We start from the raw sequence: 22071 nt of genomic DNA on the forward strand, positions 1-22071 counted from the left end.
ACACGGCGGCACGGAGGGGAACCGGACGTCACACCGGTCGCGAGCGTGACGCCCCGTGACGCGCGACGGCGGCTATCGTGACCGCATGACAGCGCACCGCGTGACCGCGCCGGAGCCCCCGGCGGACGGATCGAAGGCGAAGGGGCCGGCGTCGTACTTCCCGAGCATCGAGACGACCTACGGCCGTCCCGTGCAGGAGTGGCTCGACCTCGTCGCGGACCGGCTCGACACCGAGCGGCACATGGAGGTCGTCACGTGGCTGAAGACGGAGCACGGGATGGGGCACGGGCACGCCAACGCCCTCGTCGGCTACGTCAAGAACGCGCTCGCGTCCTCGAGCGCCCTCAGGAGCGGACGAGTCGCGCGATCGCCTCCGACGCTTCCTTGACCTTCGCCGAGGGGTCCCCGCCGTCGGCCATCGCGTCGGCGACGCAGTGGCTGAGGTGGTCCTCGACGAGTCCGAGTGCGACGGACTGCAGGGCCTTCGTCATCGCGGACACCTGCGTGAGGATGTCGATGCAGTACTGCTCGTCCTCGACCATGCGCTGGAGCCCGCGTGCCTGACCCTCGATGCGCTTGAGCCGCTTGAGGTAGGCGTCCTTGGACGAGATGTAGCCGTGCTCGTGGTGCTGCTCGTGTTCGCTCATGAGGCCTCCCTGGACCGGTACCCCTCCAGGGTATGCCATCGGACACAACTGGTTGACGTGGTTGACGCGCCGGTCGTAGTCTTGGTTGACACGGTTGCAGGAAGGCGGACGCGATGACACCGACAGAACGTGCAATGGCGGGGCGGACGACGACGGCACGAGCAGCAACGGCCCGGGCGACGGCGGACACCGCGGAGACCGCACTGCTCTCCGCCATCCGCGACCGACTCCGCGCCGGGCGCTACGACGACGCGATCGCCGCGACGTCCGACGTCGGGGCGCTGGCGGACCGGATGGTCGCCGCGCTGCCGTCGGTCAAGCACGAGGCCGACGAGCTCATCGGCCCGTTCTACGACTCCTCGTCGCTCGCCGCCTGGCGCGGGGTGTCGCGGCAGGCCATCAGCAAGGCGAGCGCCAAGGGCGACCTGCTCGGGCTGAAGATCGGTGACGGCACCCGGATCTTCCCCTCGTTCCAGTTCGGGCCGGCCGGCGCACCGCTGCCCCGGCTGCGCGAGGTCCTCGCGCTCCTCGACCCCGACCGGATCGACCCGTGGGGCAGTGCGCTCTGGCTGAACACCGTCGCCGACGAGTTCGGCGGCACCACCGCGGCCGCGGCACTCCGCGACGGTCGTCACGACGCCGTGCTCGCAGCAGCCCGACGTGCGGCGAACGCCTGGCTGGCGGACGCGTGACGGAACGCCGGACCGACGTCGCCCAGCGCGCCCCGGGTCCCGACGCCGACCTGCCCGGGTTCCCGACGGTCGAGTCACGGGGCACGACGTTCTACCGCGCGAAGCGGCACGACCGTGGTGCCTGGTGGTTCGCGAGCACCCCGGCGGACGCGGACGGCGTCGACGGCGGGCGGTTCGACCTCGCCGAACCCCGCGGCACCTGCTACTGGGCGGACTCGGTGGAGGTCGCGGTGCGTGAACGCCTGGCGCACCACACCCTGCACACGAACACCGTGTTCGTCGGCCGTGCGCGGGAGATCGTCGTCGTCGCCGCGCGGGCGTCACGGGGTCGCCGGTTCGCGGACGTCACCGCACCGGATGCTGTCCGGCACGGCGTCGGGGCCGAGCTGCAGACGATGGGGGACTACCGCGTGCCGCAGGCGTGGGCGCGGGGCTTCGACGCCGCGGGGTTCGCGGGCGTCCGGTACAGCACCCGGTTCACGAGCGATGCCGCGCCGAACGCGTGGGCGGTGTTCGGGGACGCCGGGGTCCCGCGGCGGCCCCGCCCCGAGCGGGTGCACCGCGACGGGGTGACCGCGTGCCGGGAGTCCGGCATCCGCGTGCTCGAGGACGGGTCCGCCGCGGGGCCCGAGCGCTTCACGATCGTCCCGCCGCCGGGCGACTGACGGGCTCCCGGGGGCGCCGTGTGTCGGTGGCCCGTCGTACCGTCGTGGCGTGGTGGAACCCGTCGACGCGTGGTGGCGCCGCCGGCAGTGGTCGCGCGGCGTGCCGATGCCGTACGCCGTGGGGGAGTTCCGCGACGCCTGGCAGTCCTACCCGGTGCTCATCCGGCAGTACCACCCGGAGTGGAACGCCGGCATCGTCCTGACCCAGATCCCGCCCGCCGCCGACGTGCTGCTCACCTGGGAGTGCGACGTCGGCCACGTCTTCGTCGCGACCCCCGCCGAACAGCGCGGCCGCCCCGGGCGTGAGCGTCGCCGGTCGGTGTGGTGCCCCGAGTGCCAGGTGATGGCGAAGCCGCAGCGGTGGCCCGTCCTGCCGGAGGACTGGCCGGCCGTCGTCCCCGTGCCGCAACGCGCGGTGCGGACGACGGGCCGCCAGACGCTCCCGGCAGCGGGTCGGGGGTCGTCCCTCCCCACGGGTGCCGTCGCGTCCTCGCGTGCCCGGGGAGCGGGCTGGCGTCCCTCGGGGCAGCGTGCGCCGCGTCCTCCGCGGACGATCTGCCCGAAGACCCCGCGGCTCCCCTCGGGGGACGCGTTCATCAGCGTGTGTGCCCCGGCGACGGCCTCCGCGGTGGAGGCCGAGCTGCGCCAGGCGCTCTCCGACCGCTTCGACTTCACGTTCGACCGCACGGCGATCCGCCTCGACCGGCCCTTCCACGACCACGTCGAGGCCTGGCCGGACATCATCCTGCCGGAGCTCCGCGTCGCGATCGAGTACGACTCCACCGGGCGGCACGGGCTCGAGCACGTGGGCCCGCGCGAGGAGTCCGACCGCCGGAAGGACCGGGCGCTCCGTGGTGTCGGCTGGGAAGTGGTGCGTATCCGGACCGGACGGCTGCCCGCACTCGGGCCGTACGACCTCCAGGTGTCCGGCGTCTCCGGGCGCACGATCGAGCGGCTCGTGGACACGCTGCGCGACGTGCGCGGCGCCCTCTTCGTCGACGCGTACGCGCGCTGACGCGCCGGGCGTCACCCGCGCAGCGCCAGCGCCTCGCTCAGCCACCGCGCGTGCAGCGCCCACGGGTCCGGCACCCCGGCGCCGACGACCGCGACGTGCTCGAGCAGCGCGGGCGTCACCCGGAACCACTCGGTGCCCGGGTACCGCGACGCGGTGAACTGCGCGTGCCGATGCCGTTCGAGCATCCGGTCGCCGCGCTCGAACGCCAGCAGGTCCTGGTGCGCGATCCGGGCCAGCCGCTGCCGCGGGTTCGCGGTCGTGCCGATCTTGATGCGGTCCCCGACGCCGTCCTGCTGCCGGAGGTAGTACACGACGTCGACCCGCGGGGGAGCGAGGTCCTGGTCGGGGACGTCCCCGTACGGCCACTCGCAGACCGCGCAGAGCATCCCCGAGGCGAACCGCACCCCCACGCGGGACCCGCAGACCAGGCACGGTCCGGGCAGGGCGTCCTCGGTGCCGTGGTGCGCCGCGCCGAAGTCGCTGACGACCAGCACGTGCGACGAGCACAGCGGGACCGGCGCGCCGGGCGCGCTCGCGCCGGCGCAGCCCGGGACGCAGCACGACTCGACCATGCGCCGAACGCTACCGGCGACCGCCGACGCTCAGGCGTCGACCGTGTGGTGCCTGCGCGCTGCGGGTCCGAGTGCGCCGAGGAACAGCGATGCCCGCGGAGCTGATCCGCGGGCATCGCTGTTCGGACGGTCTGCTGTCTAGCGCTTCGGTCCGTTCAGGTGGAGGGTGAGGGGGTTCTGGCCGGAGTCGGTGGTGAAGGTGACGGTGTAGTCGGCGGTGGGGCCGAGGTCGCGGTCGAAGGTCCACGTGCCGGTGGCGTTGGTCTTCGCCGAGCCCATCGGGGTGCCCCACTGGTTCTTCGCCGTGACGAGGCTTCCTGCCGTCGCGGTGCCGGTGAAGGTGTTCTTCCCAGCGGTGTAGGTCTGCCCGTTGGTGTGGCTGGTCACCGCGAACGGGGCGTTCGACTTCGGTCCGTTCAGGTGGAGGGTGAGGGGGTTCTGGCCGGAGTCGGTGGTGAAGGTGACGGTGTAGTCGGCGGTGGGGCCGAGGTCGCGGTCGAAGGTCCACGTGCCGGTGGCGTTGGTCTTCGCCGAGCCCATCGGGGTGCCCCACTGGTTCTTCGCCGTGACGAGGCTTCCTGCCGTCGCGGTGCCGGTGAAGGTGTTCTTCCCAGCGGTGTAGGTCTGCCCGTTGGTGTGGCTCGTCACCGCGAACGGGCGGGTGTCAGCCTCCGCGACGAATGCCACGTGCTCCATCACGCTCACCCCACCGGTCGGCGTGGTCTGTGTGAAGGACACGTCGTAGCCATCCGGCTTCGCGAGTTCAGCGACGGCCGACCACGTCCCGGAGGCCGACCGGCTCGCGCCGACCGTCGTCCGGAAGAGTTCTCCTGCGCCCGCGTCGCGGGCGACGATCACGGAACCCGGTGTCGCGGTGCCGGTGAAGGTGCGCGGGCCGGGCGTGTAGCGGTTCGAATTCGCGATGCCGTCCACGCTCAGCTGCCCGGGCACGACGACCGGGGCGGAACGATGTGCACCGTCGAACGCGACGATGGTGTACTCCTCGTTCGCTGCTTCGGCGGCGATGTCCCAGACCGTCACGACGGACGAGCCCCGTTCGACGAGCGCGGCCCGGACGACCTGGCGTCGGCCGTCCATCAGCCAGACGACCTCGGGTTCGTCGCCCGACGGCACCGGTCGGAAGCTGCGTGTGCCGTCCACGTGCTCGAAGAAGCGCGAAGCAACCGGCGCTCCGACCTCGGCGCTCTCGCTCGGCAGCTCGAGCGTGGTGGTCGTGGTCGCCGACCGCGATCCGTCGTCACCGATCCCCGTGAGGCCGATCGAACGGCCGATGACCTCGGAGGGCAACTCGACGGAGAACCTGCCTTCGGAGACGCGTGCGAACACGTAGTGGGAGCCGTCGATGGTCGCGCTCACCGAGACCGCTCCGGTCGCTGTGCCGATGAGCACGAGCTTCCCGGTCGCAGTCGCGATGGTCCGCGAAACGGAGGGAGCACCGACGCTCGTCGCGTCGGGGATCGTGACGGTGAGTGCGCCGGAGGTCGACGACCCCGCGTGCGACGCGATCGACACCCGCGTGCCGAGGGTCGCAGCCGGCACCGTCACGGTGAACGTCCCGTCGATGATCGGTGCGCTCACCTCGGTACGCCCGGTACCGGTGAGGCCGACCCGGTCGCCACTCGCAGCGCCGGTGATCCTGACGTCTGCGCCGTCACGAACCACCGCTGCGCCGCTCGGGTCGGACACGTGCGCCGCGCCGAGCGGGACCGTGACCTCGGGTGAGAACGCTCCCGAGGCATCCCGCGCCAGGAGGCGCACGCCGCCGTTGTCGTTCGTGACCTCGCCGGACCACGAGCCGTCCCTGGACGTCGTCAGGTCTCGGTCGCCATCGGTGGTCCTGATGACGATCGTCGTGCCCGGGTCGGCGTCGCCGGCGAGGACGGTCACCCCCTTCGACGGTGCGATGATCCGGACGTTCGGCGTCGACGGTCCGCCCCGTCCGTCGTCGGGTACCCGAACCTGGGTGACTGCGGTCCGCCATCCGGCGAGCTGTGCGCCGACACCGATCGTCCGACCTGCGAGCGACGCGGGCACCTCGACGGCGAAGCGTCCGTCGGTCACGGGGACGGTGCCGAGCGGGAAGCGGAGTGCACCGGTGGCCTGGCCGAACACGTTCACGACGTCGAGACCAGACGCACCACTGAGCCGGAAGCCAGCGGCCGTCGGGGTGACGGTGATGTCGCGCGGTTCTGGCGACACCCGGTCCGCGTCGGAGGTCGGGACGGGGATCTGCAGCGGACGCGACTGCCCGGAACCGTCCTCGGTGACGATGCGAATCGTGCCGACGAGGCCGCGCGGGATCGTCGAGACCAGCGTGCCGTCGGCTCCGGTCTTGCCGAAACGGCCGGCGAAGGCGCCGTCCTCGCCGACGCGGATGACCCCGGTGTTCGGCCTCCCGTGGAAGACGACCTCCCACTCACCGAGTGCTCCGGGCGCCAATCGGACGATCGTCGGCGGTGTCAGGTCAGCGGAGTTCGTCGTGCCGTGCGACCGGACCGATCCAGCTGCAGCTGCAGCGGGAGAGGCTGCGAGCGCCGCCGAACCGGAGGTGAGGGCTCCGGTGAGACCGATCGTGAGCGCGAGTCCCGTTGCGAGCAGGGGACAGCGGGGATGAGTTGCCATGAGTACAACCGTTCTGTGGGGGAGCACTCAGCATATCCGTAATATGAAATGTCACAGACCACTCGGCGGTGGCGCTCAGGCGTCGAAGATGACGCCGATCGGTTCGCGCTTCTCCTCCTGGAACTTGTCCTCGGCGCGCCCGAGCGCCCAGTACGCGGAGAGCGACATGTCCGACTTCTCGAGCTCCCACTCGTCCTGCAGCAGCCGACGGATCGCCTTGATCGCGGTCCGCTCACCATGGGCGAACACCTGGACCGGCCGGGAGGCACGGGGCAGTTCCCGGGTCTCGGCCAGCAGGAGCGTGCCCGGCTCGGCGCCGGCGGCGTCGCGGTGCAGCCACCGCAGTGCGATGCCGGCCGGGTGCGCGATGTCCTGTTCGTCGTCGGGGCCGGCCACCTCGACCAGGGCGACGCCCGTGGCGGAGTCGTCCATGGCCTCCAGGGCGGATGCGATCGCCGGGAGCGCGCTGTCGTCGCCGAGGAGGACGTGGACGACCGCGGGGTCGGTGCTCGGCGCGTAGCCGCCGCCGGGGCCGGAGAGGGCGAGCCGGTCGCCGGGCTCCGCCGCAGCGGCCCAGGGGCCGGCGAGTCCCTCGTCGCCGTGCACGACGAAGTCGATGGCGATCGTGTGGGCGTCGAGGTCGATGGCACGCACCGTGTAGGTGCGGCGGGCCGGCCGGTCGTGCTTCGGGAGGGTCTCGCGGAGCGCCTCGAGGTCGTACGGGGGCTCGAGCCCGAGCTCTGGCTTGGCGACCAGGAGCTTCACGTACTTGTCGGTGCTCCCGAGTCGCTCCGGGTCCGCCGCCGCGATGAAGTCATCGAACGCGGGGCCGCCGAGGTGGACGCGGACCATGTGCGGCGACAGCTGTTCGGTGCGGTCGACGACGAACACGTGCTGGGTGCGGTTCTTCGAGCTCATCTGAGGAGCTTCCTCTCGGTGCTTCTGCGTCGCCTGGATTCCGTGGTTCGTGCTTGACGTGCGCGTCACTAAGGTTAGCCTTACCTCATGGACACGACCGTCATCCCGTTCTCCGAGCTGCTGCGCAAGCGCACCCGCCGCTCGCACGGCTCCGCGGCCGGGAACGACTTCATGCACGACCTGCTCGGGGGTGCGTGCGACGTCGCCGACTACGCCGCCCTGCTCGGACAGTACTCGTTCGTGTACGACGCCCTCGAGCGCGCCGCAGCCCGGATGGCCGACCACCCGGTGGCAGCGCCGTTCGTCACCGCGCAGCTCACCCGGATGCCGGCGATCCGCGCGGACCTCGAGTACCTGATCGGGCCGGACTGGTCCGAGCTGGTGTGCCCGTCGCCCGCCACCACGGCGTACGTCCGACGCCTCAACGAGGTCGCGGCCGAGTGGCCCGGCGGCTTCGTGGCGCACCACTACACGCGCTACCTCGGCGACCTCTCCGGCGGTCAGGCGATCGGCCGGGTGCTCGCCGACCAGTTCGGGTTCGACACGAACGGCGTCCTCTTCTACATCTTCGACCAGGTCGCCGACCCGACCGCGTTCCGGGACACCTACCGGGCGCAGCTCGATGCGGCGCCGTGGGACGACGACGAGCGCGAGCGGGTCATCGCCGAGGTGGAGCTGGCGTACGCGCTCAACAGCGGGCTGCTCGCCGAGCTCGACGTGGCGCGGCGCACGGATGGCGACGCGGCGGTGATCGCGTGACCGACGGGCAGCCGCCCTTCGACGCCGAGGCCCGGCGCGCGATCCTCCGGCACATGAACACCGACCACGCGCTCGACAACCTGGTGATCGCGCGGGCGAACGGCGCAGCGACCGCAGTGGCCGCGACCATGACCGAGATCGACGCGATCGCGGGTGTCTGGCTCGCGCAGCTCGACGACGGGGACGTGGAGCACGTCATCGTGCCGTGGACGTCCCCGCTGACCGATCGCCGGTCGGCTCGCGTGCAGATCGTCGAGGTGCACGCGGCCGCGCAGGCCCAGCTCGCCGAGCCGAGCTAGCCGCCCCCAGACCCGCCGGGAACGCGGTCGCTCCGCCACAGCAGGGGTGCTTCCGCCGGACGCCGTGTTCCCGGCGACACTCCCTCAGCGGCGGATGCGCCGCGCGAGCTTCGCGATCGGCCCCGTGCGGGGCGCCCGCTCCGCGGGGTCGACGACCTCCTGCTGGTAGAACTCGGCGAAGTCGGCCATCGCCGCCCGCCGTTCCGCGCGGAGGTACGCGCGCCGCTCACGGGTGAACGCCACCACGGTGGACCCGCACATCAGCACCATCACGACGCTGAACGGCAGCGCCGTGGTGATCGCGGCCGTCTTCAGTGCGTTCAGGCCGCCGGCGAGCAGCAGCGCGACGGCGACGAGCGCGGTGACGACGGCGAAGAAGACCCGGATCCAGTTCTTCGGTTCGAGCTGCCCGCCCGTCGCGATCATCCCCATCACGAGCGCGCCGGAGTCGGCCGAGGTCACGAAGAACACGCCGATGAGGACGATCGCGCCGATCACGAGCGCCGGACCTGCCGGCAGTGCTCCGAGCATCTGGAAGAGGACACGCTCGACGTTCACGCTGCCGTCGGCGCCGACCAGGTCGCCGTGTCCGTGCAGCTGGTCCCAGAGCGCCGTGCCGCCCATCACCCCGAACCAGAGGAAGGTCAGGAGCGTCGGGACGAACAGCACGCCGAGCACGAACTGGCGGACGGTCCGGCCCCGGGAGATCCGCGCGATGAAGATGCCGACGAACGGCGCCCACGACATCCACCAGCCCCAGTAGAACGTGGTCCAGGCGCCCTGCCACTGCTGGCCGGCCTTCCCCGCGAACGCACTCGTGTCGAACGCGGCCCCGACGAAGCCCTGCGCGTACAGCCCGATCGACTGCACGAACTCGCCGAGCAGGAACTGGGTCGGGCCGAACACCAGCACGACCAGGAGCAGGGCGGCCGCCAGCAGCAGGTTCGTGGTGGAGAGGTACTTCATGCCCTTGCCGACACCGCTCAGGAGCGAGCCGATCGCGATCAGCGTGACGACGGCGATGAGCACGATCTGCAGGCCGCGGGAGTCCTCGGCGATGTCCGTGTAGTCGAGCCCGGCACCGATCTGCAGCACGCCGAGCCCGAGCGACGTGGCGACGCCGAAGAGCGTGCCGACGAGGGCGACGACGTCGATGAGGTTGCCCCACCCGCCGGTCACCCGACGGCCGAGCAGCGGCTCGAGCGCCCACCGGATCGAGACCGGCCGGCCGCGCCGGTGGATCGCGTAGGCGAGGGCGAGCCCGACCACGACGTAGATCGCCCACGCGTGGAGACCCCAGTGCAGGAACGTCTGCGTCATCGCCCGCTGCGCGAGTTCGTCGTCGCTGCCGGTGACCCCGGGTCGCGGCGACGCGAAGTGGCTGAGCGGTTCGGCCACCCCGTAGAACACCAGCCCGATGCCCATGCCCGCCGCGAAGAGCAGCGAGAGCCACGACATCGTGGAGAACTCCGGCTCCTCGTCGTCCTTGCCGAGGACGATGTCGCCGAAGCGGCTGAAGCCGATCCAGATCGCGAACAGGACGAACCCCGCGGCGACGAGCACGTAGTACCAGCCGAAGTCCCGGACGATGGTGTCCTGCACCGTCGCGAACACGGCCTCGGTGCCCTTCGGGGCGATCAGGGCCACGACGACGAAGGCCAGGACGAGGCCGGCGGCCGGCCAGAAGACCCAGCGCTCGACCGGGGGTCGCTTCCGCAGGTCGGGGACCGGGACACCGGATGGTCCCGTGGTGTCGGATGATCCCGTCGTGTCGGATGATCCCGTCGTGCCGGCTGGTTCCGTCGTGTCGGCTGGTTCCGTCGTGTCGCTCACGTCCGCGCTCCGCCCTGCGAGGGCGGTCTGTCCCCGTACCGCGGAGTCTACGAAGGCCGCGCGCCCGCGTCCGGCCGTCCGGACGGTCGTCGTCACGTGCGCCCGCCTGCCGATACGCTGCTGGGGTCCCGGAAGCGGTGTGCCGGGCGACCCGAGAGGACGAGATGACGGCGATCGACGGATCGACGCGCTTCGGCAGCGCACGAGACGATGTCAGCGGAGCGGTCGACAGCGACCTGCGCGCGGACGTCCGCTACCTCGGGAGCCTGCTCGGGCGCGTGCTGCGCGAGAGCGGCGGCGACGAGCTCCTGCGTGACGTCGAAGCGCTGCGTGCCGCGGTCATCGAGGCGTACGAGGGATCGGACACCGACGGTGCCGCACGGGCCGAAGCGGTCGTCGCGGGACTCTCGGCCGAGCGTGCCGAAGAGGTCGCACGGGCCTTCACCACCTACTTCCACCTGACGAACCTGGCCGAGGAGCACCACCGCGTGCGCGTCCTCCGGCTGCGGGGCGACGACGGCGGCGTCGGGGGCGACTCGTTCCCGGCCACCTACGCCGAGCTCGTGGGCGAGGTCGGCGCGGACGAAGCCGCCGCCCGGCTCGACGCCCTCCGGTTCCACCCGGTGCTCACGGCGCACCCGACCGAGGCCCGCCGCCGCGCGGTGACCACGGCCGTGCGGCGCATCACCGACCTCATCGACGAACGGGACCGCGCGAAGAACGCGACAGCCCGTGCCGAGAACGAGCGACGCCTGCTCGAGGAGATCACGAACCTCCTCCGCACCTCGCCCCTCCGCACCACCCGCCCGACCCCGCTCGACGAGGTCCGCACCGCGATGAGCGTGTTCGACCAGACGCTGTTCGAGATCGTGCCGCAGGTGTACCGCCTCCTCGACGACCGGCTCCTCGGCGAGGACGCCGGCAGCGTGCCCGTGCAGGCCCCGGCGTTCGTGCGCTTCGGCACGTGGATCGGCGGCGACCGCGACGGCAACCCGTTCGTGACGTCCGACATCACGCGGCAGGCGGCGGAGATCGCGGCGGAGCACATCCTGCTCGGTCTCGCCCGTGCCGCCACCCGCATCGGCAGCACCCTGACCCTCGACCACAGCGAGACGCCGGCCGACGCCGGGCTGACCGCGCTCGTGGCGTCGCAGGAGTCCCTCGACCCGGACATCGCCGAGCGCATCGGGATCCGGGCGCCGAACGAGACCCATCGCCGCGCACTCCTCTTCACGGCGGCGCGCATCGACGCCACCCGACGTGGCGACGCCCCGCTGGCCTACCCCGGCCCGGAGTCGCTCCTCACCGACCTCCGCACGATCCAGGCCTCGCTCGTCGCGGCCGGGGCGTCGCGTCCCGCGTACGGCGAGCTGCAGAACCTCGTCTGGCAGGTCGAGACGTTCGGCTTCCACCTCGCCGAGCTCGAGATCCGGCAGCACTCACAGGTGCACCGGAACGCGCTCGCGGAGATCCGCGCCGGTGGCGAGCTGAGCGAGACCACCGACGAGGTCCTCGCCGTCTTCCGCACCATCGCCGAGCTCCAGCAGCGCTACGGCGTCCGGGCCTCGAACCGCTACATCGTCTCGTTCACGCAGTCCGCTGCGGACCTGGCGAACGTGCACGAGCTGGCGGTCGCCGCGCTCGGGTCCGCGGAGGCGGCACCGGTGCTCGACGTCATCCCGCTGTTCGAGACCTTCGCCGACCTGCACGCCAGCGTCGAGATCCTCGACGAGGCCGTCCGGACCGAGGCGTTCCAGCGCCGACTCGCCGCGACCGGCCGGAAGCTCGAGGTCATGCTCGGGTACTCCGACTCGTCGAAGGACGTCGGCCCGGTGTCGGCGAACCTGGCGCTGTACGACGCCCAGGCGAAGATCGCGCAGTGGGCGAAGGCCAACGACATCGAGCTCACGCTCTTCCACGGCCGCGGCGGTTCGCTCGGCCGCGGCGGCGGTCCCGCGAACGAGGCCGTGCTCGCCCAGCCGCCGGGGTCGATCGACGGCCGGCTGAAGCTCACCGAGCAGGGCGAGGTCATCTTCGCCCAGTACGGCGACCAGGACATCGCCGCCCGGCACCTCGAGCAGATGGCCTCCGCCACGCTGTTCGCGTCCTCGCCCTCGAACGAGGCCCGCATCGAGGCCGCAGCCACCCGGTTCGCCGACCTGGCCCAGCAGCTCGACGACGTCTCCCGCGACGCCTTCTACGGGCTCGTGAAGGCGGACGGGTTCGCGCCGTGGTTCGCCCGCGTGACCCCGATGGAGGAGATCGGGTTGCTGCCGCTCGGCTCCCGCCCGGCCCGTCGTGGCCTGTCGGTGGAGTCCCTCGAGGACCTCCGAGCGATCCCGTGGGTGTTCTCGTGGACGCAGGCCCGGATCAACCTCGCCGGCTGGTACGGCCTCGGCTCCGCGCTCGAGGCGGTCGGCGACGTCGACCTGCTCCGCACCGCGTACGCCGAGTGGCCGCTGTTCGGCGCGATGATCAAGAACGTCGAGATGTCCCTGGCGAAGACCGATGAGCACATCGCCCGCCGGTACCTCGAGCTGGCGGACCGGGACGACCTGGCCACCCGCGTCCTCGACGAGATGATCCGGACCCGCGACTGGGTGCTCAAGGTCTCCGGTGGCGCCGACGTCCTCGAGGACCGGCCGGTGCTCGCCCGCGCCGTCCGGCTCCGGAGCCCCTACGTCGACGCCCTGTCGCACCTGCAGCTCCGGGCGCTCCGCGCCATCCGGACGAGCGGCAGCACCGACCCGACGGACACCGACCACCGCCTGCTCCTGCTGACGGTGAACGGCATCGCCGCCGGCCTGCAGAACACCGGCTGAGCCCCGCTCCAGGCTCGAGACGCCGCTGTGCGACCGAGACGCCCCGGTCCACGGCGGCGTTTCGGCCGGACAGCGGCGTCTCGCCGTTCGCGAGGCGCGCCGCGCCGCGCCGCGCCGCGCCGCGCCGCCGCGCCGCCGCGCCGCCGCGCCCCTGTCGAATCGATTCGGGGCGGCGTAGCGTTGCCCGGGTGACGACGGAGCGCACCCTGACCCAGGCCACCCTCCCGCCGATCGTGCCCCTGGCACTCATCGTCGGGGTGTCGCCGTTCGCGACGGACATGTACATCCCGGCGCTGCCCGCGATCGCCCGGGACCTCGCGACGAGCCCGAGTGCCGTGCAGCTCTCCCTGACGGCGTTCCTCGTCGCGTTCGCGGTCGGGCAGCTCCTCGCCGGCCCGGTCAGCGACGGCATCGGTCGTCGGCCGATGATGCTCGGCGGGACGGCCCTGTTCGCGCTCGCGTCCCTCGGCTGTGCCCTGGCGCCGGACGTCGGGACGCTCATCGCCGCCCGGGTGGTCGAGGGCCTGGCGGGTGCCGCAGCGGCGGTCGCCGGCCGGGCGATGGTCTCCGACGTGATGGCGGGCCCGCCGATGGCCAAGGTGTTCGGGACCCTGGCAGCGATCAACGCGATCGGCCCGGTCGTCGCGCCGCTGGCCGGGGGAGCGGTGCTGTCCTTCGCCACCTGGCGTGTGATGTTCGTCGTGCTCGCCGTGCTCGGTGCGGTGTTCTTCGCAATGGTCGTCCCGTACTTCCACGAGACGCTCCGCACCCGGGGCAGTGTGGGCCTCGCGGCGAACTGGCAGCGGATCCGGCAGCTCGTCGCGATCCCGCGGTTCCGGGCGTACCTGCTGACCGGGGTGCTGTCGACGATCGGCTTCTTCGCCTACATCGCGACGAGCTCGTTCGTGTTCCAGACCGAGTTCGGCTTCTCCGAGGGGCTGTACACGCTCGTCTTCGCCACGAACGCGACGATGATGATCATCACGACGCTGGTGTTCCGCCGCGTCGTGGGACGGTTCTCCGAGGACGGCCTGCTCACCTTCGGGCTCGCCGTCGGGACGATCGGCGGGGCCGGGGTGCTCGTCGCCGCGCTGCTCGGCCTCGGGCCGGTGCCGGTCTGGTGCTCGCTGGCGGTCGTCACCGGGGCGTGGGGCTTCGTGCTGCCGGCGGCGATGACCCGCACACAGCACGTCGGCGCGGCGCACCCCGGGACGGCGGCGGCGCTGCAGGGCGGGCTGTCGTTCGGGCTCGGTGGGCTCGGGACGCCGCTCGCGGGGCTCCTCGGTGGGACTGCGCTGGCGATGGGGTCCGTGATGGTGGTGCTGATGGCCGCCGCGGTCCTCGTCCAGGCGTCGGCGACGCGCCGCACACGCTGACCGCGGCGCACACGCTGACCGCGCCGCGGATCGGAAGAAGCCGCGGCGCGCACCGAACGAAGCCACGGCGCGAACCGATAGGGTCCGTTGAGCAAGGGGCACCGACCGGAGGAGGCATCCCGCATGGACATCGTCGTACACGAGGCGCAGACGGACGCGGCGGTCCTGGAGTGCAAGGGGCGGCTGAACATGGTGTCGGCCCCGGCGTTCCGGGAAACCGTCGCCAAGGTCGTGGGGGACGGCCGGCACCGCGTCGTCGTCGAGCTCTCCGGGGTCGAGTTCATGGACTCCTCCGGACTGGGCGCGCTCGTCGGCTGCCTGAAGACCGCGCGCCAGGCCGGTGGGGACCTCCGCATCGCGGCCCCCTCGGACCAGGTCTCGATGGTCCTCAAGCTCTCGAACATCGACAAGATCCTGCGGACGTACCCCGACGGGGACGCCGCGGTCACCAACTGGGGATGAGCGGCAGCGCCGTGAGCGAGCACCGTCTCGACTTCGCGTCCCCGCCGGACGACGTCTCCGCCGTGCACGACTTCCTCGCGGGCGTGTGGGGCACGGAACCCACCGTCGGTCCGGAAGACCGGATGGCCTTCGAGCTCGCGCTGATCGAGCTCGCCTCGAACGTGGTCGAGCACGCGGGCGGTGGCGCGCGGGTCGCGTGCTCGCTCGACCTCGCGGTCACGGGCGACGGTCTGGAGGCACGACTCACCGACGACGGTCGGCCCACCTCCGTCGACCCGTCGGCTGCAGCACTCCCCGACGCGTCCGCCGAGAGCGGTCGCGGTCTCGCCCTGGTCGGCATGGTCGTCGACGAACTGCGGTACGAGCGGGACGGCGACCGGAACCGGTGGACGGTCCGGCGTGGACGGGCGGCGGACGGCGCCGCGCACTGATCCGGGAGCCGGCTGCGCAATGATCCGCGAGCAGGCCGCGCACGGACGCGAGCAGTGTGACGCCCTGATCCACAATGCGCAGCCAGGAGGCCGGAACCCGCAAGACGGCTCGGCGGATTGCGGACGCGGAGGGGGATCGTGTCACGATGCGCGCGATGACAGTCGAGCCCGACCCCCGCATGAGCTTCGAGACGTCGGGCGATGACCTCGACGACGCTCGGCGCATGTACGAGGACGCCTACGAGGGCGCCGGGTTCGTCGCGCGCCGCACGGCCCGCCCGTTCTCCTACCGGTTCCGGGTGGTCGGCGACGAGTCGATGTCGTTCCGGTCGAGCCGCTTCGACGCGGCCATCCGGGGCGAGGTGGAGTCCCGCGACGAGTACGTTGTGATGTGGACCGTCGACGGCGGCGGACGGGTCGACATCGGCCGGGACGAAGTGCCGTTCGCGCCGGGGTCGCCGATGATGTTCCCGACCGGCCGTCCGTTCGCCTTCGAGCTCGCCGACGTGCGGCAGAGCCTCGTGCAGTTCGACCGGACGTACCTCGAGGGGATCGCCGCCGAGGTGCACGGCGCACAGCCAGGGCCGCTCGTGTTCGACCACGCCACCGCACCGTCGCCCGACGACGTGCGGGAGTGGCACCGGCAGGTCCAGGACGCCGCAGCGGTCGTCCTCGGCACCACGCCGGTGTCGCCGCTCGCGATGGCCGAGACGGCGCGGGCGACCGCGACGACGCTCCTCCGGACGTTCCCGCACCGGCTGCTCGCGGCCGAGGTGCACCTGCCGCAGGGCGCGACCGGTCGGGTCCGGGAAGCCGTCGAGTACATGTCCGCGTTCGCGCACACACCGATCTCGACGACGGACGTCGCCGCACACGTCGGGCTGAGCGTCCGTGGGCTGCAGCAGGCCTTCCAGCGGCAGGTCGGGTCTGCGCCGAACGCGATGCTCCGCGGGATCCGCCTGGACCGCATCCGCGAGGAACTCCGTCGCGGCACGCCCGGTGAGTTCACGGTGGCCTCCGTCGCCATGCGCTGGGGCTTCGCGCACCTCGGCCGGTTCTCGGCCGCCTACGCCTCCCGGTTCGGCGAGTACCCGCGGGACACGCTGCAGGGCTGAGTCCCGGAGCGCGGGCGCGCCCTCTACGCTCGGACCGTGAGCCGAGAACGACCGTGGGTGATCGTCCCCGGGATCTGGAACTCCGACCCCGAGCACTGGCAGTCGCGCTGGCAGGCCGAACGGGCCGGTGCCGCGGTGCGCATCGCGCCGACGTCCTGGTCCGAGCCGGACCCGGACGACTGGTCCGCTGCCATCGACCGCGCGATCGCCGCGGTGGACGCTCCGCCGGTGCTCGTCGCGCACAGTCTCGGCGTCCTGGCGGTCGCCGGGTGGCTCGGAGCGGACGACGGGCGGAACGACGACGGCCGCATCGCGGGCGCGTTCCTCGTCGCCCCGCCGGACCCGGAGGCACCGGGGTTCCCGGTCGCCGCCGCGGGCTTCGCGGTACCCGACCGCGCGGTCGCCACGCCCACCCTGGTGGTCGTGAGCGACGACGACCCCTACTGCACGTCCGAACGTGCCGAGGAGATGGCCGCCCGGCTCGGTGCCGATGTCCGTCGGATCGGCTCGCACGGGCACGTCAACATCGCCAGCGGGGTGGGGGACTGGCCGGACGGCATGGCGCTCCTCGAGGAGTTTTCGCGGGGCCTCTGAGGCAGATGTGACGGAAGTGCATCGCGCCGCGCGACACGCCGTTCACCTTCGACGCGATATGGCAGGCGATCCCGCGACACACCGGGGATGAGCGACAGCATCCACTCCGCGATATTTATCCTTCGGAACATGGAAACGCAGTCCGGTGCACGCACCCCTCTCGTCGACCCCTTCGGTCGCGAGCTCGAGGAGTGGCTCCGTGACGCCCCGGCCACCCGAGCCCCGTACGTGTCGGACCTCGTGGTCCCGCCCGTCACCGGCCCGGTGCAGCGACCGGACGCCACCACGGCAGCCGCGCCCCTGCTCGAGCAGGCCGAGTCCGAACAGTCCGAGTCCGAACAGCCCGCGTCCGTCCCCTCGGACGACAGCGCCTTCCGGCGCCCCCGCGACCGTGGCCGCCACGCCTCGGTCTGCGCCCCGTCCTTCCCCGAGCCGCCCGAGCGACTCGCCCTCCGGATCGAGGAGCTCGCCGTCGAGGTGTCCGCGCAGAGCGGCCGCGCGACGATCGAGCGCATCGTGATCCTCGAGGACGAGGTCCGCCGCCGCGACGAGGACCTCGCACGGCTCGCCGCGTGGGAAGCCGTCGTCGCCGACCTCAGCGACCCGGAGATCGACGCCGCGCGTGCCTACGCCCGCTCCGTCTTCGACGACCTGCTCGCGGACGCCGCCGACGAGGCGGACCGTCGCGACCGCGCCGCCGCCCGTCGTGCTGCGACCACCGGTGCCGTCGCCGTCGTCACATCCGCCGCGGTCGTCGAGCCCGCCCCCGCACTCGTGCTGCCTGCGGTCGCCGCGCCCGTCGTGGTCAGCGCGAACCCGGCCCTGGACGACGCCGCCGCGGACCGCGACGAGCCCGCCCGACTGGTGCCGAGCCTCCAGGCCGTGACACCGGTGTCGGCGAACACGCGACCCACCCCGCTCATCCAGCCCGTCACCGGGCCGACCGTCGTCGACCGCGACACGTTCGCGGCCGTGCTCCGTGCCCACCGCGCGGAGACCGCGGGCACGCCGGTCGTGTTCCCCGAGGAGCACGCCGCCGCGCTGCCGGACGCCGTTGCCGCGCCGGTCGCACCGACCGAGTCCGCCGATGCGGTGGACGCTGCCGAGTCGGCTCGTGCCGGCTGGTGGTCCCGCGTCGTCGCCGCCGTCCTCCGGGTCCTCGGCCGCCGGTGACCTCGCGGCGCCGGCCCAGCCGGTCCCCTCGGTAGACTGTCCGGATGCCGACGCTGCGCGATCTCCAGGCCGTGATCGAGTCCCTGTGGCCGGTCGCGGGAACCGAGTCGTGGGACTCCGTCGGCCTCGTCTCGGGGAACCCGGACGCGGTCGTCGAGCACGTCCACCTCGCCGTCGACGCCGTGCCGGACACCGCACGCGAAGCGGTCGCACTCGGCGCCGACCTGCTGCTGACCCACCACCCGCTGCTGCTCCGCGGCGTGACGACCATCGCCGAGGACACCTACAAGGGTGCGGTGCTCGCGACGCTCGTCCGTGGCGGGTGCGCGCTCGTCGCCGCCCACACGAACGCCGACGTCGTCGCCACCGGGACCTCCGCGGTGCTCGCCGACCGCATCGGACTGCGCGACCAGCGCCCGCTCGACCCGGGCGACGCGCCCGACACCGGGATCGGACGCGTCGGCGTCCTGCCGGAAGCGGTGCCCCTCGGCGTCCTCGCCCGGCGCATCGTTGACGTGCTCCCGCCGACCGCCTCCGGCGTCCGCGTGTCCGGGGACTACGACCGGCCCGTCCGCACCGTCGCGCTCTGCGCCGGCGCCGGGGACTCCCTGCTCGGCAACGCCCTGGTGCGCGACGCCGACGTCTACGTCACCAGCGACCTCCGCCACCACCCCGCGTCGGAGTTCCGCGAACAGGCGCTGCTCACCGACGGACCCGCACTGATCGACACGTCGCACTGGGCCACCGAGTGGCTCTGGCTCGACGTCGCCGCGGAACAGCTCCGGCAGGCCGCCGGGGTCCGCGTGACCGTGAGCGACCTCCGGACCGACCCGTGGGACTTCGCCGTCCTGCCGAGCGCGGCCGCCCCCACCCCCACCACCGAACAAGGAGCCTGACCATGAAGGCAGCACCCGAGGACCAGGTCATCCTCCTCGACGTCCAGCGACTCGACAACGACATCACGCGCATCGCGCACCGGATCAGCTCCCTGCAGAAGGGGGACCGGCTCACCGAGCTCAGCGCCACCGCCTCCGGGCTCCGCAGCCGGCTCGCCGCGGCGACCGGTGACGTCGAGGACGCGGAGCGGGACCTCGCCCGGCTCGAGTCGGACACCGCGACAGCGCAGGCCCGCGTGACCCGCGACACGACGATGCTCGCGAACGTGTCGAGCGCGAAGGACGCCGCCGGGCTGCAGAGCGAGCTCGACTCGCTGCAGCGCCGCATCGGCGACCTCGAGACCTCCGAGCTCGAGATCATGGAGAAGCTCGACGGGCTGCGCGCCCGGGTCGGCGACATCGAGGCGGAGCTCGCCGACGTCGAAGCCGCCCGCGCCGGACTCGCGACGGAGCGTGACACCGAGATCGCCCGGCTCGAGGCGGACCGCTCGTCCGCGGTGCAGAGCCGCGCCGACGTCGCCGCGAAGGTGCCGGACGACCTCCTGGCGCTGTACGAGCGTCAGCGTGCCCGGTACGGCTTCGGGGCGTCGCTGCTGCAGGGCGGCGTGTCGACCGCGTCGGGCGTGACGCTCACCGGCGCCGACCTGCAGGCGATCCGTGCGGCTGCGCCGGACGACGTCGTGCTCTGCCCGGACAGCGAGGCGGTCCTCGTCCGGACGGCCGAGTCCGGGCTGTAGCCGCGGCGCGCTGCGCTGCCGCTGCGCTGCGCTGCGCTGCCGCGCTCCGCGCCGCTGCGCTCCGCGCCGCGCGCGGTTCGGATGTACTTCGCACAACCAAGAGCACCCCGAACCACGGACTTCCGTGGTTCGGGGTGCTTTCGGTTGTGCGACGGCACGCGGTGCCGCGCGATGCGTGGGGTGCGAACGGGCCGGCCGTACGCCGGGTTCTGTCCCGCCTTGCAGCGGTGACGGCCATCTCTCTCGGACCGACGTTGCCGTCGGCCTCCAGCGGTCTACCCGAGGACTCGGCGAGCAGCCTCGACGTCCTCTGTCTGACCTTGCTCCGGGCGAGGTTTACCGAGCGGATCCGGTCACCCGGACCCCTGGTGGTCTCTTACACCACCGTTTCACCCTTACCGGTGTCGCCACCGGCGGTCTGCTTTCTGTGGCACTGTCTCGCGGATTGCTCCGGGTGGGTGTTACCCACCGCCCTGCTCTGTGGAGCCCGGACGTTCCTCGGCACTCCCGGGGGAGTGACGCGACCGTCTCACCGACCCGTTCGCGATCGAGAGTCTACCGCCCGCGCCGGCGCCGGCGCTCGCGCACACCGTCCCCCCCCCTGAGATCGCAGTTCGTGTCGGGTCCGGCGCGCCGATCCGACACGAAGTGCGATCTCAGCGCCCGGGGACGCGCCCGGGGACGCGCCCGGCGCCCGGCGCCCGCGCGGCGCCCGCGCGGCCCCCGCGCGCCCGGGCCCCGGGCCCGCGCGGCCCTACTTCGAGGTGAACGCCAGGGTCGCCGCGCCGATGATGCCCGCGTTGTTGCGGAGCGTCGCGGGGATGATGTCCGCCTGCAGGTCGAGCAGCGGGAGGAACTCCTCGTACTGCTTCGAGACCCCGCCACCGACGACGAAGAGCTCCGGGGAGAGCAGCGCCTCGAGCCGCGAGTAGTACTTCTGCAGGCGCTTCGCCCAGTGCTTCCAGGTGAGGTCGTCGCGCTCCTTCGCCGCGAAGGACGCCTTCGTCTCGTAGTCGACCCCGTCGATCTCCAGGTGCCCGAGCTCCGCGTTCACGATGAGCACGCCGTCGTTGATGAGCGCCGTGCCGATGCCCGTGCCGAGCGTCGTCATGATGACGAGCCCGTCGCGGCCCTTCGCCGCGCCGAACTGCTGCTCGGCGAACCCGGCGGCGTCCGCGTCGTTGACGAAGTGGATGGAGCGGCCGAGCTCCTTCTCGAAGAGCGCCTCGGCCTCGAAGCCGATCCACTTCTTCGACACGTTGGCGGCCGACATGGTCTTGCCGTCGCGGACGATCGCGGGGAAGCAGACGCCGACCGGGACGTCGGCGGCGGGGGACAGCTCGTCGAGGATCGCCTTCGCGACCTCCACGATGTCGTGCGGCTTGCCGCCCTCTGGGGTGGCCTTCTTGATGCGCTCGGTCGTCAGTTCACCGGTCGTCGTGTCGACGATCGCGCCCTTGATGCCCGTACCGCCGATGTCGACGCCGACTGCGAGTGAGGTCATGAGGAGCGGTGCCTTTCAGGAGACGGTCAGGAGCTCGGCGCCACGTTCCGTGACGACGAGGGTCTGTTCGAACTGTGCGGTCCAGGACTTGTCACGTGTGCTGACGGTCCAGTCATCGGCCCAGATGTCGGCCTCGATGCCGCCGAGGGTGAGCATCGGTTCGATCGTGAACACCATGCCGGGTTCGATCACGGTGTCGTAGTGGGGGGCGTCGTGGTGGGGGATGATCAGCCCGGAGTGGAACGCCCGACCGACGCCGTGGCCGGTGTAGTCACGGACGACGCCGTAGCCGAAGCGCTTGGCGTAGGACTCGATGGCGCGGCCGATGACGTTCACCTGGCGGCCGGGAGCGACCGCGCGGATGCCGCGGTTCATTGCTTCCTCGGTCCGGGTGACCAGGTCGACGACCTCGGGTGCCGCCTGTCCGACGACGAACGTGCGGTTCGTGTCGCCGTGCATGCCGCCCTTGTAGGCGGTGATGTCGATGTTGACGATGTCGCCGTCCTGCAGCACGGTGTCGTCCGGGATGCCGTGGCAGATCACCTCGTTCACCGAGGAGCAAAGCGACTTCGGGTACCCGCGGTAGCCGAGCGTGGAGGGGTACGCCCCGTGCGCGACGATGTACTCGTGGCCGATGCGGTCGAGCTCGTCGGTGGTGACGCCCGGCCGGATCGCGGCACCGACGGCGTCGATCGCGCGGGAGGCGATCTGCCCGGCCGCACGGATCAGCGCGACTTCGTCGGGCGAGTACGTGTCACCGAGGCCGTGCTCGTGCGGCTCCACCCGGCCGACGTACTCCGGCCGCTCGATGTCCTTCGGGACGGGCCGCTGCGGGGAGATGCGGCCGGCGGTCAGGTGTCCGTGTTCGTCCCGGGGCATGCGCTCCACTCTAGCCGCGCCGCGAGGGTACGTTTGGCG

At 72.3% G+C, this 22071-nt stretch carries 22 protein-coding genes and 1 other RNA gene; 15 read left to right on the forward strand and 8 right to left on the reverse strand.

What is annotated here, in order from left to right; all coding sequences use genetic code 11:
- Positions 1-85: 85 nt before the first annotated feature.
- A complete protein-coding gene (locus tag EDF55_RS01785) occupies positions 86-388 on the forward strand; it encodes a DUF4287 domain-containing protein (protein ID WP_123653224.1) in 303 nt (100 codons plus the stop codon).
- Here EDF55_RS01785 and EDF55_RS01790 read toward each other — a convergent pair.
- Positions 345-647: a metal-sensitive transcriptional regulator gene (locus EDF55_RS01790; RefSeq protein WP_123653225.1), complete on the reverse strand. Its 303-nt coding sequence runs from the start codon at positions 645-647 to the stop codon at positions 345-347. The genes EDF55_RS01785 and EDF55_RS01790 overlap by 44 nt on opposite strands.
- 113 nt (positions 648-760) lie before the next feature.
- On the opposite strand from EDF55_RS01790, the gene EDF55_RS18640 reads away from it, so the two are divergent.
- From EDF55_RS18640 to EDF55_RS01800, 3 genes are read left to right on the forward strand one after another with little or no spacing between them, the layout of a single operon-like run.
- Entirely contained in the window at positions 761-1339 is a 579-nt protein-coding gene (locus EDF55_RS18640) for a hypothetical protein (protein ID WP_165931479.1), read from the forward strand.
- Positions 1336-2004 carry an RES family NAD+ phosphorylase gene (locus EDF55_RS01795; RefSeq protein ID WP_165931478.1) on the forward strand — a complete coding sequence of 223 codons (669 nt, stop codon included), beginning with the start codon at positions 1336-1338 and terminating at the stop codon, positions 2002-2004. Before EDF55_RS18640 ends, EDF55_RS01795 begins: the two co-directional genes overlap by 4 nt.
- 49 nt (positions 2005-2053) lie before the next feature.
- On the forward strand, positions 2054-3019 hold the full coding sequence (locus EDF55_RS01800; protein WP_123653227.1) for a hypothetical protein: 966 nt from the start codon (positions 2054-2056) through the stop codon (positions 3017-3019).
- Positions 3020-3030: 11 nt separating this feature from the next.
- On the opposite strand, the gene EDF55_RS01805 is transcribed toward EDF55_RS01800, so the two are convergent.
- The 3 genes from EDF55_RS01805 to EDF55_RS01815 all read right to left on the reverse strand — a co-directional run bounded on the left by EDF55_RS01805 (position 3031) and on the right by EDF55_RS01815 (position 7152).
- Complete coding sequence (locus EDF55_RS01805) at positions 3031-3591, reverse strand: GIY-YIG nuclease family protein (protein WP_123653228.1); 561 nt, start codon at positions 3589-3591, stop codon at positions 3031-3033.
- A 138-nt stretch (positions 3592-3729) separates the two neighbouring features.
- Positions 3730-6234, reverse strand: coding sequence for a hypothetical protein (locus tag EDF55_RS18645; RefSeq protein ID WP_185017051.1), 2505 nt, complete (start codon positions 6232-6234; stop codon positions 3730-3732).
- Between the two features lie 75 nt (positions 6235-6309).
- Positions 6310-7152 carry a siderophore-interacting protein gene (locus tag EDF55_RS01815; RefSeq protein ID WP_123653229.1) on the reverse strand — a complete coding sequence of 281 codons (843 nt, stop codon included), beginning with the start codon at positions 7150-7152 and terminating at the stop codon, positions 6310-6312.
- 87 nt (positions 7153-7239) lie between these two features.
- Between EDF55_RS01815 and EDF55_RS01820 the strand changes: the two genes are divergently transcribed.
- Both EDF55_RS01820 and EDF55_RS01825 read left to right on the forward strand, forming a co-directional pair.
- The gene (locus EDF55_RS01820) at positions 7240-7911 is read left to right on the forward strand and encodes a heme oxygenase (biliverdin-producing) (RefSeq protein WP_123653230.1); all 672 of its coding nucleotides are present in this window, start codon (positions 7240-7242) and stop codon (positions 7909-7911) included.
- Entirely contained in the window at positions 7908-8210 is a 303-nt protein-coding gene (locus tag EDF55_RS01825) for a DUF2470 domain-containing protein (RefSeq protein ID WP_260233464.1), read from the forward strand. Before EDF55_RS01820 ends, EDF55_RS01825 begins: the two co-directional genes overlap by 4 nt.
- A gap of 84 nt (positions 8211-8294) precedes the next feature.
- Here EDF55_RS01825 and EDF55_RS01830 read toward each other — a convergent pair whose 3' ends face one another.
- Complete coding sequence (locus EDF55_RS01830) at positions 8295-10043, reverse strand: BCCT family transporter (RefSeq protein ID WP_395869720.1); 1749 nt, start codon at positions 10041-10043, stop codon at positions 8295-8297.
- A 164-nt stretch (positions 10044-10207) separates the two neighbouring features.
- Here EDF55_RS01830 and EDF55_RS01835 point away from each other — a divergent pair, with 164 nt between their 5' ends.
- From EDF55_RS01835 to EDF55_RS01875, 9 genes are all read left to right on the forward strand, one after another.
- Positions 10208-12865: a phosphoenolpyruvate carboxylase gene (locus EDF55_RS01835; RefSeq protein WP_123653231.1), complete on the forward strand. Its 2658-nt coding sequence runs from the start codon at positions 10208-10210 to the stop codon at positions 12863-12865.
- Between the two features lie 188 nt (positions 12866-13053).
- Positions 13054-14241, forward strand: coding sequence for a multidrug effflux MFS transporter (locus tag EDF55_RS01840; RefSeq protein ID WP_123653232.1), 1188 nt, complete (start codon positions 13054-13056; stop codon positions 14239-14241).
- 123 nt (positions 14242-14364) lie between these two features.
- Complete coding sequence (locus tag EDF55_RS01845; protein ID WP_123653233.1) at positions 14365-14703, forward strand: STAS domain-containing protein; 339 nt, start codon at positions 14365-14367, stop codon at positions 14701-14703.
- Positions 14700-15134, forward strand: a complete 435-nt coding sequence (locus EDF55_RS01850; RefSeq protein ID WP_123653234.1) for an ATP-binding protein — start codon at positions 14700-14702, stop codon at positions 15132-15134. The genes EDF55_RS01845 and EDF55_RS01850 overlap by 4 nt, the downstream gene beginning before the upstream one ends.
- Positions 15135-15289: 155 nt before the next feature.
- Positions 15290-16249: an AraC family transcriptional regulator gene (locus tag EDF55_RS01855; RefSeq protein ID WP_165931476.1), complete on the forward strand. Its 960-nt coding sequence runs from the start codon at positions 15290-15292 to the stop codon at positions 16247-16249.
- Between the two features lie 36 nt (positions 16250-16285).
- On the forward strand, positions 16286-16843 hold the full coding sequence (locus tag EDF55_RS01860) for an alpha/beta hydrolase (protein ID WP_123653236.1): 558 nt from the start codon (positions 16286-16288) through the stop codon (positions 16841-16843).
- 129 nt (positions 16844-16972) lie between these two features.
- The gene (locus EDF55_RS01865) at positions 16973-18016 is read left to right on the forward strand and encodes a hypothetical protein (protein WP_123653237.1); all 1044 of its coding nucleotides are present in this window, start codon (positions 16973-16975) and stop codon (positions 18014-18016) included.
- Positions 18017-18060: 44 nt separating this feature from the next.
- Positions 18061-18912, forward strand: coding sequence for a Nif3-like dinuclear metal center hexameric protein (locus EDF55_RS01870; RefSeq protein ID WP_123653238.1), 852 nt, complete (start codon positions 18061-18063; stop codon positions 18910-18912).
- A 2-nt stretch (positions 18913-18914) separates the two neighbouring features.
- On the forward strand, positions 18915-19649 hold the full coding sequence (locus EDF55_RS01875) for a zinc ribbon domain-containing protein (RefSeq protein ID WP_123653239.1): 735 nt from the start codon (positions 18915-18917) through the stop codon (positions 19647-19649).
- 183 nt (positions 19650-19832) lie between these two features.
- Here the strand turns inward: EDF55_RS01875 and rnpB are convergent.
- From rnpB to map, 3 genes are all read right to left on the reverse strand, one after another.
- An RNA gene (gene rnpB, locus EDF55_RS01880) (RNase P RNA component class A) lies at positions 19833-20189 on the reverse strand.
- 214 nt (positions 20190-20403) lie between these two features.
- A complete protein-coding gene (gene ppgK / locus EDF55_RS01885; protein ID WP_123653240.1) occupies positions 20404-21153 on the reverse strand; it encodes a polyphosphate--glucose phosphotransferase in 750 nt (249 codons plus the stop codon).
- Between the two features lie 15 nt (positions 21154-21168).
- Positions 21169-22032 (reverse strand): type I methionyl aminopeptidase, encoded by an 864-nt coding sequence (gene map, locus EDF55_RS01890; RefSeq protein ID WP_123653241.1) that lies wholly within the window; start codon positions 22030-22032, stop codon positions 21169-21171.
- Positions 22033-22071: the final 39 nt, after the last annotated feature.

This window comes from Curtobacterium sp. ZW137, assembly GCF_003762905.1.
Taxonomy (GTDB): Bacteria; Actinomycetota; Actinomycetes; order Actinomycetales; family Microbacteriaceae; genus Curtobacterium.

Coding starts and splice junctions, on each gene's coding strand:
- EDF55_RS01785 (WP_123653224.1), top strand. CDS start 86: ATGACAGCGCACCGCGTGACCGCGCCGGAGCCCCCGGCGGACGGATCG.
- EDF55_RS01790 (WP_123653225.1), bottom strand. CDS start 647: ATGAGCGAACACGAGCAGCACCACGAGCACGGCTACATCTCGTCCAAG.
- EDF55_RS18640 (WP_165931479.1), top strand. CDS start 761: ATGACACCGACAGAACGTGCAATGGCGGGGCGGACGACGACGGCACGA.
- EDF55_RS01805 (WP_123653228.1), bottom strand. CDS start 3,591: ATGGTCGAGTCGTGCTGCGTCCCGGGCTGCGCCGGCGCGAGCGCGCCC.
- EDF55_RS18645 (WP_185017051.1), bottom strand. CDS start 6,234: ATGGCAACTCATCCCCGCTGTCCCCTGCTCGCAACGGGACTCGCGCTC.
- EDF55_RS01815 (WP_123653229.1), bottom strand. CDS start 7,152: ATGAGCTCGAAGAACCGCACCCAGCACGTGTTCGTCGTCGACCGCACC.
- EDF55_RS01820 (WP_123653230.1), top strand. CDS start 7,240: ATGGACACGACCGTCATCCCGTTCTCCGAGCTGCTGCGCAAGCGCACC.
- EDF55_RS01835 (WP_123653231.1), top strand. CDS start 10,208: ATGACGGCGATCGACGGATCGACGCGCTTCGGCAGCGCACGAGACGAT.
- EDF55_RS01845 (WP_123653233.1), top strand. CDS start 14,365: ATGGACATCGTCGTACACGAGGCGCAGACGGACGCGGCGGTCCTGGAG.
- EDF55_RS01850 (WP_123653234.1), top strand. CDS start 14,700: ATGAGCGGCAGCGCCGTGAGCGAGCACCGTCTCGACTTCGCGTCCCCG.
- EDF55_RS01855 (WP_165931476.1), top strand. CDS start 15,290: ATGACAGTCGAGCCCGACCCCCGCATGAGCTTCGAGACGTCGGGCGAT.
- EDF55_RS01865 (WP_123653237.1), top strand. CDS start 16,973: ATGGAAACGCAGTCCGGTGCACGCACCCCTCTCGTCGACCCCTTCGGT.
- EDF55_RS01870 (WP_123653238.1), top strand. CDS start 18,061: ATGCCGACGCTGCGCGATCTCCAGGCCGTGATCGAGTCCCTGTGGCCG.
- EDF55_RS01875 (WP_123653239.1), top strand. CDS start 18,915: ATGAAGGCAGCACCCGAGGACCAGGTCATCCTCCTCGACGTCCAGCGA.
- ppgK (WP_123653240.1), bottom strand. CDS start 21,153: ATGACCTCACTCGCAGTCGGCGTCGACATCGGCGGTACGGGCATCAAG.
- map (WP_123653241.1), bottom strand. CDS start 22,032: ATGCCCCGGGACGAACACGGACACCTGACCGCCGGCCGCATCTCCCCG.